This is a genomic window from Pseudoxanthomonas sp. PXM01 (assembly GCF_014851815.1).
In the GTDB taxonomy this organism is placed as follows: Bacteria; Pseudomonadota; Gammaproteobacteria; order Xanthomonadales; family Xanthomonadaceae; genus Pseudoxanthomonas_A.
The window spans coordinates 886,813-904,861 of record NZ_JACVAJ010000001.1; the positions used below are offsets into that span (position 1 = coordinate 886,813).

Genomic DNA, 18,049 nt, shown 5'->3' on the forward strand with positions numbered 1-18,049 from the left:
GGTGCGCATGCACCACCGCGTCGTCGGTTGCGACGCTCGACTCAGAAGTCGTAGCGCGCGGTCAGGCTGTACTGGCGCGGCGGACCGTAGAAGCCGGTCAGCACGCCGTAGGCGGCGATGTTGTAGCCGGTGGTGCGGTATTCCTCGTCGGCCAGGTTGGTGCCCTGCAGCGACAGGCTCCACGCGTCGTTGACCTTCCAGATCACGCCGGCGTTGATCAGGCCATACCCTTCCTGCTTGATCACCGGGCTCAGGTCGGTGGTCGGCCACACTTCGGACTGGTAGGCGTAGCCCACACGCGCCGACAGGTTGCCGCCGTTGGCCAGGTCGGTGCGGTATTCCACGTTCAGCGCCCCGGAGAACTCTGGCGCATTGGTGAAGTACTGCGTGTCGGCGATGTTGACGCCGCTGCTGATGAACTCGTCGTACTTCGCATCCAGCCACGCCAGGTTGCCGCTGATCAGCCAGTTGGCGGTCGGCAGGAACTGGTACTCCACCTCCACGCCGTTGACCGTGCCCTTGCCGGCGTTGGTGAAGTCGCCGAAGAAGCTCTGCGAACCGTTCGGTAGCGTGTACGAGGTGAACACCGACAGCTGGATGTCCTCGTACTTGTTGTGGAACGCGGACAGGTTCAGGAACATCCGCTGGTCGAGGAACGACATCTTGCTGCCGATCTCGAAGCTGTCGACCTGCTCGTCGTCGAAGGGCTCGCCCGAGCGCGGCACCGCCGTCGTGTTGGCGCGGATGTTGTAGCCACCGGACTTGAAGCCACGCGACGCCAGACCGTACACCATGATGTCGGGGGTGATCTGGTAGTCCAGCGAGACCTTCGGCGAGACGTTCTTGAAGTTGACGGTCTTGTCGAAGTTCGCCGCCGCACCCCAGGACGTTTCGTACTGGTTGCTGGTGTAGAAGCGGTTCAGCGCCACCGCGTGCTTGTCTTCGTCCGTATAGCGCGCGCCGACATCGAGCTTCAGGCGGTCGGTCAGGTCGAAGGTCCAGTCCGCATACAGCGCGATGCTCTTGGTGTTGACCACGCCCTGCGTGTCGCCGAACAGCGGATTGGTCAGGCTGGTGGCCAGCGCCGGGTTCCAGAAGTAGTTCAGCACCTGGCCGCCGGCGTCGCCGTTGAACCAGTACAGGCCCATCACGCCGCGGGCGCGACCGCCGCCGTCGTAATTGACCTGGAATTCCTGGCTGACCTGGCTGTCGCTGTAGAACGCGCGCACGTCGACCAGCGGCGAAGGAATCGTGTCGAAGTCGATGTTGGTCTCGGTGTCGGACTCGCGCTTGGCGGCCACGTACTTGAGCGCCCAGTTCTCGCTCGGCCGCCAGTTGGCGGTGATCGAGGCACCCTTCATCTCGGTGTCGTTGATGTTCTTCATGCCGCTGCGGATGTCGTAGCGGTCGTCGGTGGGCGGATACGCCGGCGCCAGCGGGTTCGGGGCGAGCATCTTCGCGCCGCGCACGCCGGACTGGTCGTCCATGTAGTCGAACGCGACCTGCACATCGAAATCGTCCTGCGAGTACGCACCCAGCTGCATGCGCACCGCGTTGATTTCCTTGTCGCTGACTTCCTGGCCGGTATAGGTGTTGGTGCCGAAGCCGTCGCGGTTCATGCTGGCCACCGACACGCGGCCGCGCAGGCCGCTGTCCTTGCCGCCGATCTCGCCGCCCAGCGCGGCCTTCACGTCCAGCTGGTTGTAGTTGCCCACGGTGACCGAGGCGAAACCCGTGGTTTCCTGCGGCAGGCCACGCGAGATGTACTTGATCGCGCCGCCGATGGTGTTCTTGCCGTACAGCGTGCCCTGCGGGCCGCGCAGCACTTCGATGCGCTCCACGTCGAACACGTCCAGGAGCGCGCCCTGCGGACGGGCGATGTAGACGTCGTCCAGGTAGATGCCCACGCCCGGATCCACGCCCCACAGCGGATCGGCCTGGCCGACGCCGCGGATGTAGGCGGTCACGGTGCTGGTGGAGCCGCGCGCGGCGTAGATGGTCAGGTTGGGCACCTGCGCATCGAGGTCGCCGATATCCTCGATGGCCAGCTTGTCCAGCGTTTCCGCGGTGAAGGCGGTGACCGCCACGGGCACGTCCTGCAGGGTTTCCTCGCGCTTGCGTGCGGTCACCTTGACCGAATCGAGCGTGGTGGCGTTGGTGGCTGGCGACGCGGTGGCCGGCGCGGCGTCCTGCGCCCACGCCAGCGGCATGGACGACAACAGGACACAGCCGATGGCCAGGCTCAGGTGCTTGCGCTTCATGGGTCTCCCCTCCTCCCGGGTATGACATGGCGGCGGACGGATGCCGCCGATTGAAGCGAACACTAGGGGGCGGGCGGCGCGGGCGGCATCGTACCTTCGTACAGTGGGCCGGCCGGCGTGGCGCTGCGGATACTCGCCGCACTTGCAATCGGCGGTGGCCGAGGAGTGGTGATGTCGTTCCTGATCGTGCTGGCCGCGCTGTGCTTCCTGATGTTCGTGGCCTACCGCGGCTACAGCGTCATCCTGTTCGCGCCCATCGCGGCGCTGGGCGCGGTGCTACTGACCGATCCCTCGCTGGTGGCGCCGATGTTCACCGGCCTGTTCATGGACAAGATGGTCGGCTTCCTGAAGCTGTATTTCCCGGTGTTCCTGCTGGGCGCGGTGTTCGGCAAGCTGATCGAGATCTCCGGCTTCTCGAAGGCCATCGTCGCCGGCACCATCAAAGTGGTCGGTGCGCAGCGCGCGATGCTGTCCATCGTGCTGGTGTGCGCACTGCTGACCTATGGCGGCGTGTCGCTGTTCGTGGTCGTGTTCGCGGTGTACCCGTTCGCGGCCGAGCTGTTCCGCCAGAGCAACATCCCCAAGCGGCTGGTGCCCGGCACGATCGCGCTGGGCGCCTTCACCTTCACCATGGACGCGCTGCCGGGCACGCCGCAGATCCAGAACATCATTCCGAGTTCGTTCTTCGGCACCAACGGCTGGGCCGCGCCGGTGCTGGGCACGCTCGGCGGCGTGTTCATCCTGATCGTGGGCATGAGCTACCTGGAGTGGCGCCGCCGCGTCGCCGCGCGCAACGGCGAGGGCTATGCCGGCAGCGACGAACTGCGCAACGAACCCGAACCCTTCAAGGGCGACAGGCTCGCGCACCCGCTGGTGGCGATCCTGCCGCTGCTGCTGGTCGGCGTGGCCAATTTCCTGTTCACCCGCTGGATTCCCGGCTTCTACGGCGAGAGCCAGTCGTTCGTGCCGGCGGTCATCGGCAATCCCGCGCCCGTCGTGCAGGACGTCTCCAAGGTCGCCGCCATCTGGGCCGTGCAGGGCGCGCTGCTGGTCGGCATCGCCTCGGTCATCGTGTTCGCGTGGAAGCCGGTGTTCGCCAGCTTCGCCGAGGGCACGAAGAGCGCCATTGGCGGCGCGCTGCTGGCGTCGATGAACACCGCCTCGGAGTACGGCTTCGGCGCGGTGATCGCCGCCCTGCCCGGCTTCCTCATCGTCGCGAATGCGTTGCAGGCCATTCCGAATCCGCTGGTCAACGAAGCGATCTCGGTCACCGCCCTGGCCGGCATCACCGGCTCGGCCTCCGGCGGCATGAGCATCGCGCTGGCGGCGATGGCCGACAGCTTCATCGCCAGTGCGAACGCCGCCGGCATCCCGATGGACGTGCTGCACAGGGTGGCCTCGATGGCGTCCGGCGGCATGGATACCCTGCCCCATAACGGGGCGGTCATCACGCTGCTGGCGGTGACCGGCCTCAGCCACCGGCAGTCCTACAAGGACATTTTCGCCATCACGCTGATCAAGACGGCCGCCGTCTTCGTCGTGATTGGCGTGTTCTACGCCACAGGTTGGGTCTGACGCGCCGCATGGCGTGACCGGCCTGTGCGCGCGGTCCCAAACGGGGCACCGCGCTTGCACAATACTTCCCGCATTCCGGGGAAGTCAGGGAAATCCGCATGGCGTACTACACCGTCCCGTGGCGTCGGCTCTTCGCGCGCGGCCCATGGCGGCGCAAGACCGTCGGCACGCGTGCCCGCCTGGACGCCCGTGTCCAGGCAAAACCGCAGCCGGCCCCGCCCAGCCTCGATACCCAGGTCCGCCAGCGACTGAACCGCCTCTACGGCTGGAAGGGCGGCGAACGCGCCACCCCCAAGGACACCACCCCCGCACCGGAAGCCGTGGCCGCCGCACCAAGCGGTGGCCGCGTGATGATGGGGCAGTCGAATCCCAGCCTGCTGACGATGGCGCGTCCGCCGTTCGCGGTGCAGGCGCTGAACAACCTCAGCTACGGCGCCACCGCCGCCACCGTCGCCGAGTTCAATGCACTGGGCAGCAGCGACCGCCAGCGACTGGCGAACTACGTGGACTGGCAGCTCAACTGGGACGCGATCGACGACAGCGCGGTGACCAACCGTTTGACCGCGGGCGGCTACACCACGCTGAACAAGTCGCTGACGCAGCTCTGGGCGGACCACGTGGTGACGAATCCGGAGTACAGCATCCGCATCCGGCCCGCCAACGAAATCCAGCGCGCTGCGTTCGTGCGCGCGGTGTACTCGCGCCGCCAACTGCGCGAAGTGCTGGTCAACTTCTGGCACGACCACTTCAACGTGCTGGGCAACGACTTCAACGCCGGCCCGGTGTTCGGCCACTACGACCGCGACGTGATCCGCGCCAATGCCAAGGGCAACTTCCGCGTGATGCTGGAAGCCGTGGCCCAGAGCACGGCGATGCTGTACTACCTGGACAACCTCAACAATTCCCGCTCGGGCCCGAACGAGAACTTCGCCCGCGAGCTGCTGGAGCTGCACACTTTCGGCGCCGAGAACTACCTGGGCTTCATGGACCCGTTCCAGGTCCCGCCCTGCCCCGAGGACCCGGCCTACCCGATCGGCTACACCGACATCGACGTGTACGAGACCTCGGCCGCGTTCACCGGCTGGTCGGCGAAGAACGGACATTGGCAGTTCCCCGCCGAGAACGACGGCACCTTCGTCTACCGGCAGTCGTGGCACGACGCCGGTCCCAAGTTCCTGCTCGGCATGCTGATCTATCCGGAACAGCCCGCGCTGAAGGACGGCCGCGACGTGCTGGACCGCCTGGCCAGCCATCCGCGCGTGGCCAAGTTCATCTGCAAGAAACTGATCCGCCGCTTCATCAGCGATACGCCCAGGCAGGCGCTGATCGACAGCGCGGCGGCGATCTTCCGCGCCAACTGGCGCGCGCCGAACCAGATCGAACTGGTGCTGCGGCACATCCTGAATTCCGACGACTTCATCAACAGCTTCGGCCAGAAGAACCGCCGTCCGTTCGATACCGCCGTCGCCGCGATGCGCACGCTCGGCGGCGACTGGACGATCCGCCTGGATCACGGCCGCAGCGGCGACTTCATGTGGCTGTACGGCTTCACCGGCCACACGCCATACAACTGGCCGGCGCCGAACGGCTATCCCGACAGCGGGCTGGCGTGGTCCGGTTCCAACTCGTTCGCGATGAGCTGGCGCCTGCTGGGCTGGCTGACCGAGAGCAAGGACGGCGACGTCCCCCTGCACCCGATCGTCGACACCACGCGCGCCAACGTCCCCGTCGCCACCTGGACCGCGAACACGCTGGTGACGTGGTGGTGCACACGCCTGCTGGGCTACCAGCCCGAGGCCGCACGCAAGCAGGCGCTGGTCGCGTTCCTGGCGCAGAACGGCGACCCGAACACCTACGTCATCACCGACACCAATACGTGGCAGGGCAGCGACCTGAAGCGGCACTACAACCACGAGCGCCTGCGCAGCGTGGTGGCGCTGATCCTGATGACCCCCGAATTCATGAGCCGCTGAGGCCCCGATGACCGACTTCCGACTCACCCGACGCGAATTCGTCAAAGGCTGCGGCGCAGCCGCCATCGTCGGCACCGCCGGCAGCAGCCTGATGTTCGCCGATCCCGTCGACGCCGCCGTCAACAGCTACGACACCGTGGTGCACCTGTTCCTGCGCGGCGGCATCGATGGCCTGAACCTGGTGGTGCCGATCGACGGCGTGGACCGCGGCTTCTACGAGGAAGCGCGCCCCAGCCTGAAGATCGACACCAGCGGTGCGTACGGCGCGTTGCCGCTGACGCTGTCCGCCGGCACCGGTACCGGCTTCGGCCTGCACCCTTCGGCCAATGGCCTGCGCGACCTGTGGAACGACGGCAGGATGGCCATCGTGCACGCCTGCGGCATGGCGACGACGGTGACGCGCAGCCACTTCGACGCGCAGCTCTACATCGACCTGGGGACGCCGGGCAAATACGGCTCGCCGACCGGCTGGATGACGCGCGCGTGGGAAACGCGTCCCAACGGTACCGGCACCCTGCCCGCGCTGGGCGTGGGCGGCACGCAGCCGGCGGGCCTGATGGGCGCGATCGACGCGATGACGATGAGCAGTCCGTCCGACTTCTCGCTCAACACCACGGCCTGGAGCTGGCAGCGCACGCGCACCGATTCGCCTGCCGGCCTGCGTGGCGTCAACGAAACCGTGGCCTCGCTGTGGAATGGCCAGACCGGCCTGGAAACCAGCGGTCGCCGTGCCGACGGCGCGCTGCGCCTGATCGGCCAGCAGGGTTACGCCAGCCTGCCGGCGACCTGGCCCAACAACGGCTTCGCGCAGCAGCTGTGGACCATCGCGCAGACCATCCGCTTCAACCTGGGCCTGCGTTACGCCACGCTGGATCTCGGTGGCTGGGATACCCACGAGGGCCAGGGCACGGCCGGCAGCGGTTACCACTACTACCAGAACAAGATCGCCGAACTCTCGCAGGCACTGTCCGCGTTCTATGCCGAGCTCAACGGCACCGGCGAGATGGCGCGGGTGACGGTGGTGGTGCAGTCGGAGTTCGGCCGCCGCGTGCGCGCCAACGCCAACGGCGGCACCGACCACGGCTACGGCAACCCTATGCTGGTGCTGGGCGGGCCGGTGAACGGTCGCCGCTTCTACGGCAGCTGGCCGGGCCTGAATCCGGAAATCCTGTCGCCGACCTTCGGCGACGTGCCGGTGACCACCGACTATCGCCGCGTCATGTCGGAGATCCTGATCCGCCGCATGGGCAACGCCAACCTCAGTCAGGTCTTCCCCGGCTACACCGGCTATGCCCCGCTGGGCATCATGCAGGGCACCGACCTGGCACCGAAGGCAGACGACACGGCGGTCACCGCCACCTCGATCCCATCGTTGGTCGTACCGGACGCATCGTCACCGACGGCGCCCACGGAACCGCCCACCGAGCGCGCGGTGCCCGACTGGCAGCGCCGTGGCCCGGTGGACCGCATGCTGGTGCGGCGCGAGCGCTGATTCGAAGGCGACTTGCCCTGGCTGCATCGTCGTGGTGAGCTAGGCGCTCGCCATGGATGCGGGGAGATCGCAAGGATGCCTGTATCGCGTTCGTACCACCTGTGCTTCGTCTTGTTGCTGGTAGCCGCCGTAGGTGGCCTCGGATGGTGGATCGGGCGCACCCATTCCCCGGCGACCCGCGCCTCGGATACCGCCGGTGCCGCGCCGACGGCCCAAGCGAACCCCGCGACGCCCGACCGCGCCGCGGGCAAGCCGCGACCACCCAACCGTCCGTTACCGGACCTGCAACTGCCGTTGCGCGACGTGCTGCCCGACCTGCGTGCGCGCGCGAATGCGGGTGAGCCGGATGCCGCCTGCAGGCTCGCGGCCGAAATGGAGTACTGCGACCGCATTGCGACACAGCTGTCCAGCCTCTCGGAGGCCATGAAATCGACGAACGTCCGCCTCCCGCAAGGCACCAGGATGACGCCCGAACTGCAGGCGACGGTTCGCCAGACGCAACAGGCGATGGCGGCCGGCGCAGAACGCATGCTGCAGGAAAGCGCGCACTGCGAGGGCGTCCCTGCGGTCAGTGCCAACCAACGCCTGCAGTACTGGCGCACCGCGGCCAGCGGCGGCAACGTGGTGGCGATGCGCCACTATGCGGTCGGCAACGCATTCCGGATGAACGAAATGCTGCAGAACCTGGACAATCTGCGCATCTACCAGCGCGAAGCGGAGACCTTCGCCAAGCGCGCGGTCGCCGAAGGCGACCTGTCTACGGTCCTCGCACTTGCCGCAGCCCACAATCCCGCCCAACCCGGCCAACGCCACCTGCTGGCGCAGGCGGTGACGCCCGACCGGTCGCAGGCTCTCGCGCTCTATCTGTATGCGCAGTCGCTGATGCGCGATGACGAGCGTTTCGCCACGCCACGGACATTCATCGAGCAGACCGTGCGCAATCTGGAGCAGGATCTGGACGCCCCCGCTCTGGCCCGCGCGCGGGCGCAGGCGGCGGACCACATGCGCGCGCAGCCGACACTCTTCGCGAACGTGCAGGGTGCGATGTTCGGATACACCCGCGACGTGGAGCGCCAGGAGTGCGCATCCCCATAGCCGGTGCGCGGCCTCACCCCGTTCGCGCGTGCCACGCCTTCAGCAACTCCGCTTCCTTCTCGCGGGTGATACCTGCATTGAGCTTGGCCTGGCGCTCGGCCGGCAGGCTGCGGAACCACGCCAGCAGGTCCTGCACGGTGGTGGCCAGCGGACGGAACGTCAGGCCGGCGGCGATCGCGCGCTGGTTGCTGACCGAGCCGTAGCCGGCGTATTCGCTGTCCTTGGACGGCACCCAGATCGGCAGGCCGACCTGCTGTTCTTCCAGGAACTTCGGCGTCACGTGCGTCAGCGTCATGCCGCCGCCGGTCACGGCCTGGCAGCCGTGCAGCATGGCGTCCATCGACAGCGTGTAGTCCGGGCCGCAGGCGTTGAAGACACCGAGGGTCTTCGCTTCGGCCAGGCGGATCATCCATTCGCCCAGGTCGCGGCCATCGATGATCTGGATGGGGTCGCTGCCCTCGCCCGGCACCAGGATCTCGCCACCCTGCGCCACCCGGTGCGGCCAATAGGTGAAGCGGTCGGTCTCGTCGCGCGGGCCGACGATGTAGCCCGGGCGCACGATGGTGACGTTCTTGCCGAACTGCTTGTGCGCTTCGGCTTCGCTCAGCGCCTTCAGCGGGCCGTACAGACCGCCGATGTCGGCGCGCAGCGATTCCTGCGTCTCCGCCATCGCATCCTTGCCCTTGTACTGCGCCAGCGCCGAGGTCTCGTTGATGCCGGGCTTGCTGCCATCGGCATAGACCGAGATGGTCGAGATGAAAAGGTAGTGGCCCACATTGCCCTTCAGCACCTTGCCGGCGTCGCGCACCCAGAACGGCAGGCTGGTGGGGTTGTCGATGCAGACATCCCACTTCCGCCCCTTCAGCGCGGACAGATCGCCGGTGTTGCGGTCGCCGTGCAGTTGTTCGACCTCGGACGGCCACTCGGGCGAAGGCCGCTTGCCGCGGTTGAACAGCGTGACCTTGTGGCCGCGCTTCAGCGCGTAGTCCACCTGGAACGGCCCGGTGAAGCCGGTACCGCCGAGGATCAGGATGTTCAGCGGCTTGGCCGCCTTGCCGACGGGCTTGGCCTCGTTGGCAGCGGACGCGAACGACGGCAACGCGGCCGCGGCAGCGGCCAATGCGCCCAGCTTGAACAGGTCACGACGGGTGGTCATGCGGGTGCTCCCCAGCGGTGTCAGGAAAGCGACTAGATAGCACTGCCATCGGCGTACTACCCCTGCCGGAAGTCGTTGTGACTTCCTGTGCGCCCACATGGACGGCCGGGGCACAGGTTCCGGAGGGCGGTGCACGAGGCGTCCGACGCGAGGATGCAAGGACGCAGCGGGCGGGGCCAGGGCGCCAAGCCCTGGCGCGACCATGACGGCCTCGGGGACCCCACGCCCACAGCTGGAGCACGGAAGAGGGCCGAAAACATCCAGCGTTGGATCTCCCGGACGGAATGATGGATCCGAAACATCCAACGCCCGATCTTTTCGATGGAAAGGCCGATCAAAAACATCGAACGCTGGATCTTTCTGGTGCAACGACCGATCAAAAACATCCATCGCTGGATCTTTTCGATGGAACGACCGATGAAAAACATCCACCGCCGGATCTTTCTGATGGAACGACCGATCAGAAACATCCAACACCGGATCTTTTTGATGGAACGGCCCATCAGAAGGATGCAACGCCGAACCATTTTGTGAGAGGAAGGGCTCAGGATCGGACCGGGCTCGGCGCACGACGGCGCCGCCTCATCGGACCCGCGGCGGTGGCCACGGCCGCCCTCCCCCGTCCCGTGCGTTGAACCCTTCGGGGACCCCTGACCCATGGAGTGACGCGATGCCCGCTTCCCAGTCGTTGATGACCACCCGCCGCGGCGAGTTCCGCACGCTGTACCGCGCCCTCGCCCGCAAGCCTGCTGCCTTCGCCTCCACGCCGATCGTGTTCTGCGAAGGCGACTCGTGGTTCTCCACGCCGCTGTCGATGAACCTGCTCGACTGGCTGGTGTACCCGGCACCGGAAGACGAGAAGAAAGGCGTGCCGCTGTTCGGCGCCGGCGGCCTGTTCTTCCGCACCGAAGACAGCGGCGACCTGGCCGTCGACATGTTCACCGCACGCGGCATCCGCGACCTGTCCACGTGGTACCGCGGCTTCGAGTTCGACCTGGTGCTGATCAGCGCCGGCGGCAATGATTTCGTCGACCGCTTCCTGCAGACGACCTTCCGCGGCGCGGCACCGATGACCCCGGCCGCCGCCTTCCGGCGCGTCGTGGCCACCGGGCGCTACGACGAAGTGCGGGAGCGCTACCGCGCCTTCATCACCGCCTTCCAGGCGATCCGCCCGCACACGCCGATCCTGGCCCATACCTACGACTACCCGCGCGAACTCGGCCGCGCCGCGCAGCTGACGCTGGGCAACCTGGGTGCTGCCGCGTTGCTGAAAAAGGGCGTAGGCCCGTGGATCGGCAACAACATTGCGCACGTGCTGCCGCGCATCGAACAGCAGCGCGAGTTCGCCCGCTTGATGATCGACGGCTTCGTCGACCACGTGCTGATCCCGCTGCGCGACGACCGCAGCACCGGCAAGGTGTTCGACTTCGTCGACCTGCGTGGCGTGCTGACCAGCAGCAATCAGTGGTTCGATGAGATGCATCCGACAGGCGCGGGTTTCGCCGCGCTGGCGACGAAGTTCCGCCAGCAAATGCGAGCGAAGCTGGAGATCAAGCTGGGGTGATGCGCCACATGGTTTCGCAGGATGGGTATCGCCTTCGGCTCCATCCATCCCGCATCCGCTAGTGCCAGGTATCTTCCAGATACCGCGGCCGACACGCCAGGTAACCACCGATCACCAGCACCACGATGCACGCGCCGAGGAACGCCATCGGCAGTCCCCAGCCATGCGTGTAGTCGTGCAGCAGGCCGAAGGTCAGCGGGCCGGCGCAGGACAGCGAGTAACCCACGCCCTGCATGAAGCCGGACAGCGAGGCCGAACCCTCGGGCGTGCGCGTGCGCAGGTTGATCATGGTGAGCGACAGCGGAAACGTGCTGGGGCCCAGGCCCAACAGAGCCACCCACAACCACGGTGCCGCCATCGGCGCCAACAGCAGGCCGGCGAATGCCGCCGCATAGAAGCCTGCGCAAACCACCACCACGATGAAGGGATTGCGCATGCGCACGGCGATCTGTGGCATGGTCAGCGACGCCACCAGTCCCAGTGCCGAGAACAGCGCGACCATCGTGCCGCCCAGCGCAGGCGTACCACCGGCTTCGACCAGCAGTTTCGGCAGCCAGGTGAACATCGAATACGTCACCAGCGAGGTCATGCCGAACATCAGCGCCATGCCCCAGGCCACCGGCGAGCGCCAGGCGCGGCCGGTCGGACGCGGTGCCGCCAGTTCGGGCGCTTCGTCATCGACGGTCACCGCCGCGTCATGTACGCGTGCCAGCGGGCTTCTGTGTGCCCGCTCCTGCCAGAGCAGCAGGCACCACGGCACGGCTGCAGCGGCGGCGAACACCGCCCACAGGCCCAGCGAAACTCGCCAGCCGGCCGCGTCCATCACCGGCACCGCGACCAGCGCCGGCAAAATGGTGCCGGCCTGCAGCACGGTGATGTACAGCGTGCTGACCGTGCCGACGCGGTCGGCGAAGTAGCGCTTCACCAACGGCGGCAGCACGATGTTGCCGATGCCCATGCCGGCCAGCGCGGTCAGCGAGGCCGCCATCAATGCCGGCGTGTCGCCGGCCGCACTGCGCAGCAGCAGGCCGAGCAGCGCCAGCAGCATCGCCAGCAGCGCCGTCCGCTCCAGGCCGATGCGGTGCGCCAGCGCCGGCGTGGCCGCGCCGAACAGCGCGAACGCGGCGGTCGGCAGCATGCCGAACACCCCGGTCATGGTGGCACCGAAACCGAACGTATCGCCCAGCGTGCCAAGCAGCGGTGTCAGTGAGGTCACTGCGGTGCGCAGGTTGAAGGCCGACAGCACGATGCCCAGCAGCACCAGGCCACGACCGGACCAGAGCGCGGCCGGCGCGGTGGGGAGTGTCTTCGTTGGATCCATGGCCGTCATTATCGGCGATGGCGTGCGACAGGACGTCGCACCGCCGGGGACGGTGTGTCCTGGACGCTCCGGCCGTTCACTTCCGGGCTGGACGCGCAGGAACCGTGGGGCGCCGCGCGCGCCCTGTCATCCCGGCGATGCCGCGCGTTTCAGTGGGCCGTCGCGGCCCGCGGTTGCGTGGAATGACACAGGCGGTTCAACGCCTGCACGAGGTCGCGGTTCGCGAACGCCAGGCCGCGCTGCAGTTCCGCATGCAGTTCCTTCTCGCTGCCCGCCCAATTGAGGGTGGTGGCCTTGGGGCGGATGACGAACGCGGGATGGTCATCGACCGATACATCGAGCACCACGACCGGTGTGTTCACCTGATTGGTCTGGCTCATGTAGAGCCGCTTCAGCCGCACGGTGACAGCGAGTCCCTCCGCCGTCGGTGCCGCCGCCAGGCCGGACTGCACCAGCTGCTCGCGCAGCAGCCGTGCGGCGTCCTCGAAGCGGAGGTCGAACTTTCCGTACATGCCGGCCGATTCGCCCTGTGGCCTGTCGTCGACAACCTCCACCAGGCGTGCAGGACACGCCAGTGCGGCGGTGGTTTCCGTCAGCGCGAGGCGGTCTGCCCGGATCGCCGTCGCCTCCATCGGCGTGATCGAGGCGCAGCCCGCCAGCAACGCCACGGCTGCCGCCATGGCGCTACGGACCAGGATCAAGGCGTGCCACCTGCGGTATCCGCGGCGGGAGCGGACGCAGGTTCCGGCGTCTGTTCGCCACCGCTCTCAGCGGGGGCCGCCGTGGCGGCATCCGCCTGCGCGGGCGTGGGCGCAGGGATCGGTCGCACGGTCGCGGAAACGGGGTAATACCCGTGCAGCGCGTGCCCATAGCTCTTCCCCATGCGCGTCCACACCCAGTGGTCGCCGACGCGCACTTGCTGGCCGTCGAAGCTCTTGCCACCGAATGCGGTGGACCCGCGCTTCGGGATCATGCGCTCCGCGCGTCCCTCGCTGGAGAAATCGTAGACCACCATGTCCGTCACCTGGACGATGCCGAAATCCAGCATGGCCGGCAGCGCGCCATCGCCCAGCTGCGTCCACAGCTGCGCGTTCTGCTCCGGTTCGTTGTCCGGGGCGTGTTCGATCGGGAAGCGGTACTTGTAGAGGAAGGCATCCACCAGCTTGACCTTGGGCTTGCCATTGGAGCGCAGCGTGCGGTTGATGCGCTGCGCGTCCAGCCTCACCGTCAGATTCTCGAACTTGCTGTCCATGCTGAGGGTCGGCGTGATCACCAGCACGCCGTCGGCGGGCTCGGCGCTGCAGCCGACCGGCAGCAGCGGGATGACGCCGCCCGGCGTCGTGCACACGGTGATCCGGGGAGCGGGCGACAGCCCGGCCACGGGAAGCTTGGCCCGCAGTTCCGCTTCCAGACGTGCGTTGGCGGGATAGTCGACCAGCAGGTCGCGGATGGCGCCGATGCGGCTCTCGCCCTTCTCCACGTTCGACTTGTCGATCGAGTTGCCGATCCACATGCCCAGCAGCCCTCCCACGCCCGCCGAGACGGCCTGGCCGGTGGCGGGAATCTCATAGTCCAGTTCCTGCTGCGCCAGCACGATCTCGATCTGCAGCGCCGGCGCCAGCGGACCCGGCGGAAGGCCCGCATCTGCGGCATGCACGGGAAAACCGACGGCGGCCATGCATGCCACCATCCACATCGATGTCTTCATTGCTCCCCCTGGAGTCCTTGTCGGATGCCGTTCGAGCCCCGCCTGTCCTCCCCAGGACCATGGCGTGGCGGCCGTGGCGGAGTGTGCCGCCGTCGGCACGGGCTTGGCAATGGGCCTGCGGCGCCCGCCGGAAAAAGAAAAAGCGGGCCGAAGCCCGCTTTCCCATGTACCGCCCGATGACGTCCGCGGTTCGACCCGTCAGTAGGTACCGGTCATGTTGACGAACCAGCCCTTGTGGTCGAAGTCGAAATCCGTCAGGTCGTCGCTGAAGCGCGTGAAGTTGTAGCCCGCACCGAGGCGGAAGTGCTTGTTGAGGTCGCGGTCGACGCCGGCCAGGAACCCGTGCCGCGCACCGCCATCCTTGACGTCGAGCCAGCGGTACTCGCCCAGCGCGTGCCACTTGGTGCGCAGTTCGTAACGCGCCTGCACCGCGGCGAAGGTGGTGGCCGAATCCAACCACACGCCCGTGCCCCGCCCCATGCGCACCTCGCCTTCGCGACGCGACAGCTTGCCCGCGAACTCCCAGTGCTGGTCGTGCTTGTACACGCCTTCCAGCGAGACGATCTGCGAACGCTGGTCGTACTCGGCGCCTCCCAGCTGACCCATGCTCGCCAGGTCGTACAGGTAGGTATAGCGGCCGAATACGCCCCAGCGCTGGCTGTTCCACGGGCGGTAGGCGAAGCCCAGGTTGCCTTCGATGAAACGGGCGCCTTCCTGCGGGTTGAGCCGGTCGTCGGTGTCGGCGTAGTTCAACCGCGCCGCGATGCGCCAGCTGTCGTTGATGCGATGGGTCAGGCGCGTGGTGCTGACCCACTGCTCGCGCTGCTCGGCACCGGTGTCCTCGCGCCACTCCAGCTTGCTCTGCCAGTCGGTCTCCGGCGAGGTGCGACCGCCGGACACGCTGACCGCGCGACGATCCACCACACCACCGGTCTGTGCGTTCTCCAGTTCGCCCTCGGACAGGGTGAAGCCGGTGTTCCAGCCGCGCGCCGGATAGAAATCCATGCCGAAGGTATGCGCCAGGCCGGACTCGTTGCGCTCCTTGAGGAACTGGCTTTCGTTGAACACGTTGACCTGGCTGGACAGGCGCCAGCGCTGGCCCAGCGTCCAGCCGTTCTGCCCTTGCGGGTTGAACAGCGAGTCGTACCCGGTGGTGTCGGTCGAGTGGGTGTAGCCGCCGTAGAACGTATGCTCCGGCGTGATGCGGTACTCGGCATTGACGGTCGCCGCATTGCCGCGGTCGCCATCGGTCACTTCCGCGCCCACCGACGAGTTGTCGCCGAACAGATGCTTGGCACCCAGGGTGAAAGCGTCGTTGTCGGCGTAGCGGCCACCGTCGTCGTCCACGGTCAACTGGGCGACGCCATACACTTCCCAGGCGCTGCCGATGCGGTGCTGGTACTTCAGCGCCGCCAGCGTACCGGCCGCGTCCAGCGTGCCGCTTTCCTCATCCACGCGGCGTACTTCGAGGCCCAGCGTACCGTCGTCGTTGAGGCGCCATTCCAGCGTGGCCTGCGCCTGTGTCAGCACGTCCGCACCGCGTTCGGCACGGGTGTAACGGCTGTACAGACGGATGCTCTCGTTGAACTGCCCCAGCACCTCGGCGCCGTACTCGGTCACCGGCAGGCCGTTGTCGTAGCGCGAGACCGAGTAACCGGCATCGGTGCGACGCCACCAGGTACCGGCGCTCCAGCCCTGCTCGGTCCAGCCCAGCTCCTTGAAGTTGGCGCGCGCTTCCAGCGACTTGGCCTCGCCTTCCCGGTTCAGTGCGGTGCCGTTCTGCTGGATGAAGCTCAGGCCGCCGTTGTCGGAGAAGAACGCCGGCAGGCCGAACGATTCGCTCTTCGCGTATTCGGCCTTCACGAACGTGCCCTTGCCCGCCTGCAGGGTGAGGTCGCCGCCCTTCAGCGTGTAATCCTCGCCCGCGCGGCTCTCATCGATGTAGGTCGCCCCCACGCCGACATGGTCACCGAACCAGTGCTTGCCGCGCAGGCCCACGGTGAGTTCGTCCGCGTCGAAGCCGGATGGCACCCATTCGTAATCCACCAGCAGGCGCTGCTCGAAGCCGTCCAGCGGCGTGTCGCGGGTCAGCGTGGGATTGTTGTCGCGGCTGATCTGCGCCAGCGGACGCGTCAACAGGATGCGGCCCTGCAGTTCGTCGATCTCGTAGTCGGCGCCCCGCTGCAGCACCACGCGGTGCTCGGTGCGGCCGGTGGTGCGGTCGCGCGTTTCCAGCGTCACCACGTCCGAGCCGGGCAGCAGGTCGGTGTGGCGCAGGTAGTACAGGCTGCCGCCGGTACCGATGAACTCGTTGTGCCCCGGCGCGCTTTCCGGCTGCGAGCCGAACACGCGCAGTTCGCTGCCGGCATCGCCCCAGCGGTTGCTGGCGTTGGAGCGCCAGTTGAGCGCCGCACCGTACAGCGAACGCTGGTACTGGGCGAACTCGGTGCCGGTGATACCGGTGCTGTAGTTGCCCCACAGCGCCTGGTTCTTGTCCCAGTCCACGCGCAGATAGAAGCGGCCCATCGTGTCGACGTCGCGATAGGTATTCGAATCGTCGCCGTAGACCGGGTAGTACAGGTCCGGATCGAGGCGACGGAAGATGTCCTGCGGATCGGCCTTGATGAAGCCGTCGAACAGGCGCTCAAGGTCGCGCTCGGTGGTGTCGGCCTGTGCGGTGACCAGATACTTGCCGGCGTACTTGGCCTTGCCGTAGAACGCGAGACGACCGTCGCTGATCACATCGTCCTGGTAGCGCGCATCGTTCTGGAACGATGCCGACGAGCCGCTGATCCTGTTCTGCGCGATGGTCACGTCCGCCAGGCCGACACCGAAGAAGTAGCGGCCGGTGACGTCGACATCCAGCGTATGCCCGGGCGACGGCGCCTGTGCATCATTGCCGCGTCCGCCCAGTGCGATGTCGAAACGATGCCGGCCCACCGGGACCAGGTATTCGGCGACGAACTTGCGCTCCAGGTCGACCGGATAGTCCTGGCCGTTGATGCTCAACGACGCTTCGCCCGGCAGGTTGCGGCCCTGGATGCGGATGCGCGACCCGTACAGCGGGATGTTCTGCTGGCGCAGCCCGTTCTCCGCGAACACGCTGTCGATCAGGTTCTGGGCCTGCGCCTGCTCGACGCTCAGCGCACTGCCCAGCTGGCGCTCGGTCGCATTGCGCACGGCGGTCGCACCGCGTTCGGCTTCTTCCGGCGACACCAGTTGCAGCGTGCGCGGCAGCGTTTCGTCGACCTGGCCGTTGGCGCCCGTGGCGCGCAGCACGTAGACCAGTTCATCGCCCTTGCGGAAACGATACTTGCCCGGCAGTTCGCCGCTCCATTCGACGCGGCTCACTGCCGCCACGTCCAGCGGCACGGTGGCGAGCGGTTCGATCAGGTCCGCATCGGTGGCCCGATACAGACTGATCTCCAGGCGCTCGATGAAGGCCGGGTAGTTGCCACGCACATAGAACTGCACCGGCTTGATGACGTTCGTGCCGTCGAAGGCGGCGAACGACGGTGCGGACACCGACAGTTCCGGCTGGCCGAGGGTGGGATCCTCGGTCGCCCAGATCACGCCGCCACCGGGCAGGTCGATCGAGAAGTTTCCGGTCGCGACCGCCTTGCCCGGCGATGCCGTCTGCACGGTCACGCGCCGGTCCGGCTGCAGGGTGGCCGAGGAGGACCGTGCATCGGTCCCCGTGGTGGCCGGATTGTCGTAGCTGCGCGTGCGCACCGTGAAGAACAGCCCATCTTCACTGGTGCAGCGCTCCCCCTCGCAGCTCACGGTCGCGGTCGCCGCGTCCGCGGGCGCGCTCGTTGCCTCCTGCGCCATCGCGATCGGCGCGGCGCCGGCCAGCAGGGAGATCAACGTGTAGTCCAACAGCTTCATCTTCATGCGCTTGTCC

Annotated in this window: 12 protein-coding genes; 6 read left to right on the forward strand and 6 right to left on the reverse strand. The window is 67.2% G+C overall.

Annotated features, from left to right (window positions below; translation table 11 throughout):
* Positions 1 to 41: 41 nt before the first annotated feature.
* The gene (locus IB230_RS04060; RefSeq protein ID WP_192268973.1) at positions 42 to 2,261 is read right to left on the reverse strand and encodes a TonB-dependent receptor; all 2,220 of its coding nucleotides are present in this window, start codon (positions 2,259 to 2,261) and stop codon (positions 42 to 44) included.
* Positions 2,262 to 2,432: 171 nt separating this feature from the next.
* On the opposite strand from IB230_RS04060, the gene IB230_RS04065 reads away from it, so the two are divergent.
* From IB230_RS04065 to IB230_RS04080, 4 genes are all read left to right on the forward strand, one after another.
* Positions 2,433 to 3,836 (forward strand): GntP family permease, encoded by a 1,404-nt coding sequence (locus IB230_RS04065; protein ID WP_192268975.1) that lies wholly within the window; start codon positions 2,433 to 2,435, stop codon positions 3,834 to 3,836.
* Positions 3,837 to 3,934: 98 nt separating this feature from the next.
* Positions 3,935 to 5,809: a DUF1800 domain-containing protein gene (locus tag IB230_RS04070; protein ID WP_192268977.1), complete on the forward strand. Its 1,875-nt coding sequence runs from the start codon at positions 3,935 to 3,937 to the stop codon at positions 5,807 to 5,809.
* Positions 5,810 to 5,816: 7 nt separating this feature from the next.
* On the forward strand, positions 5,817 to 7,301 hold the full coding sequence (locus IB230_RS04075; protein ID WP_192268979.1) for a DUF1501 domain-containing protein: 1,485 nt from the start codon (positions 5,817 to 5,819) through the stop codon (positions 7,299 to 7,301).
* 75 nt (positions 7,302 to 7,376) lie between these two features.
* Positions 7,377 to 8,396 (forward strand): hypothetical protein, encoded by a 1,020-nt coding sequence (locus IB230_RS04080; protein ID WP_192268981.1) that lies wholly within the window; start codon positions 7,377 to 7,379, stop codon positions 8,394 to 8,396.
* A 13-nt stretch (positions 8,397 to 8,409) separates the two neighbouring features.
* Here the strand turns inward: IB230_RS04080 and IB230_RS04085 are convergent, their stop codons facing one another.
* Entirely contained in the window at positions 8,410 to 9,552 is a 1,143-nt protein-coding gene (locus tag IB230_RS04085; RefSeq protein ID WP_192268983.1) for an epimerase, read from the reverse strand.
* Between the two features lie 287 nt (positions 9,553 to 9,839).
* Between IB230_RS04085 and IB230_RS04090 the strand changes: the two genes are divergently transcribed.
* Positions 9,840 to 10,187 (forward strand): hypothetical protein, encoded by a 348-nt coding sequence (locus IB230_RS04090; protein WP_192268985.1) that lies wholly within the window; start codon positions 9,840 to 9,842, stop codon positions 10,185 to 10,187.
* A gap of 35 nt (positions 10,188 to 10,222) precedes the next feature.
* On the forward strand, positions 10,223 to 11,116 hold the full coding sequence (locus tag IB230_RS04095) for an SGNH/GDSL hydrolase family protein (RefSeq protein WP_192268987.1): 894 nt from the start codon (positions 10,223 to 10,225) through the stop codon (positions 11,114 to 11,116).
* 58 nt (positions 11,117 to 11,174) lie between these two features.
* Here IB230_RS04095 and IB230_RS04100 read toward each other — a convergent pair whose 3' ends face one another.
* The 4 genes from IB230_RS04100 to IB230_RS04115 form a co-directional block, all read right to left on the reverse strand.
* A complete protein-coding gene (locus tag IB230_RS04100) occupies positions 11,175 to 12,437 on the reverse strand; it encodes an MFS transporter (protein ID WP_192268989.1) in 1,263 nt (420 codons plus the stop codon).
* Between the two features lie 149 nt (positions 12,438 to 12,586).
* Positions 12,587 to 13,138, reverse strand: coding sequence for a hypothetical protein (locus tag IB230_RS04105; RefSeq protein WP_192268991.1), 552 nt, complete (start codon positions 13,136 to 13,138; stop codon positions 12,587 to 12,589).
* Positions 13,135 to 14,145 (reverse strand): hypothetical protein, encoded by a 1,011-nt coding sequence (locus IB230_RS04110; RefSeq protein ID WP_192268993.1) that lies wholly within the window; start codon positions 14,143 to 14,145, stop codon positions 13,135 to 13,137. The genes IB230_RS04105 and IB230_RS04110 overlap by 4 nt, the downstream gene beginning before the upstream one ends.
* A 198-nt stretch (positions 14,146 to 14,343) precedes the next feature.
* Positions 14,344 to 18,039 carry a hypothetical protein gene (locus IB230_RS04115; protein ID WP_225589171.1) on the reverse strand — a complete coding sequence of 1,232 codons (3,696 nt, stop codon included), beginning with the start codon at positions 18,037 to 18,039 and terminating at the stop codon, positions 14,344 to 14,346.
* Positions 18,040 to 18,049: the final 10 nt, after the last annotated feature.

Coding starts and splice junctions, on each gene's coding strand:
- IB230_RS04060 (WP_192268973.1), bottom strand. CDS start 2,261: ATGAAGCGCAAGCACCTGAGCCTGGCCATCGGCTGTGTCCTGTTGTCG.
- IB230_RS04065 (WP_192268975.1), top strand. CDS start 2,433: ATGTCGTTCCTGATCGTGCTGGCCGCGCTGTGCTTCCTGATGTTCGTG.
- IB230_RS04070 (WP_192268977.1), top strand. CDS start 3,935: ATGGCGTACTACACCGTCCCGTGGCGTCGGCTCTTCGCGCGCGGCCCA.
- IB230_RS04075 (WP_192268979.1), top strand. CDS start 5,817: ATGACCGACTTCCGACTCACCCGACGCGAATTCGTCAAAGGCTGCGGC.
- IB230_RS04080 (WP_192268981.1), top strand. CDS start 7,377: ATGCCTGTATCGCGTTCGTACCACCTGTGCTTCGTCTTGTTGCTGGTA.
- IB230_RS04085 (WP_192268983.1), bottom strand. CDS start 9,552: ATGACCACCCGTCGTGACCTGTTCAAGCTGGGCGCATTGGCCGCTGCC.
- IB230_RS04090 (WP_192268985.1), top strand. CDS start 9,840: ATGGATCCGAAACATCCAACGCCCGATCTTTTCGATGGAAAGGCCGAT.
- IB230_RS04095 (WP_192268987.1), top strand. CDS start 10,223: ATGCCCGCTTCCCAGTCGTTGATGACCACCCGCCGCGGCGAGTTCCGC.
- IB230_RS04100 (WP_192268989.1), bottom strand. CDS start 12,437: ATGGATCCAACGAAGACACTCCCCACCGCGCCGGCCGCGCTCTGGTCC.
- IB230_RS04110 (WP_192268993.1), bottom strand. CDS start 14,145: ATGAAGACATCGATGTGGATGGTGGCATGCATGGCCGCCGTCGGTTTT.
- IB230_RS04115 (WP_225589171.1), bottom strand. CDS start 18,039: ATGAAGATGAAGCTGTTGGACTACACGTTGATCTCCCTGCTGGCCGGC.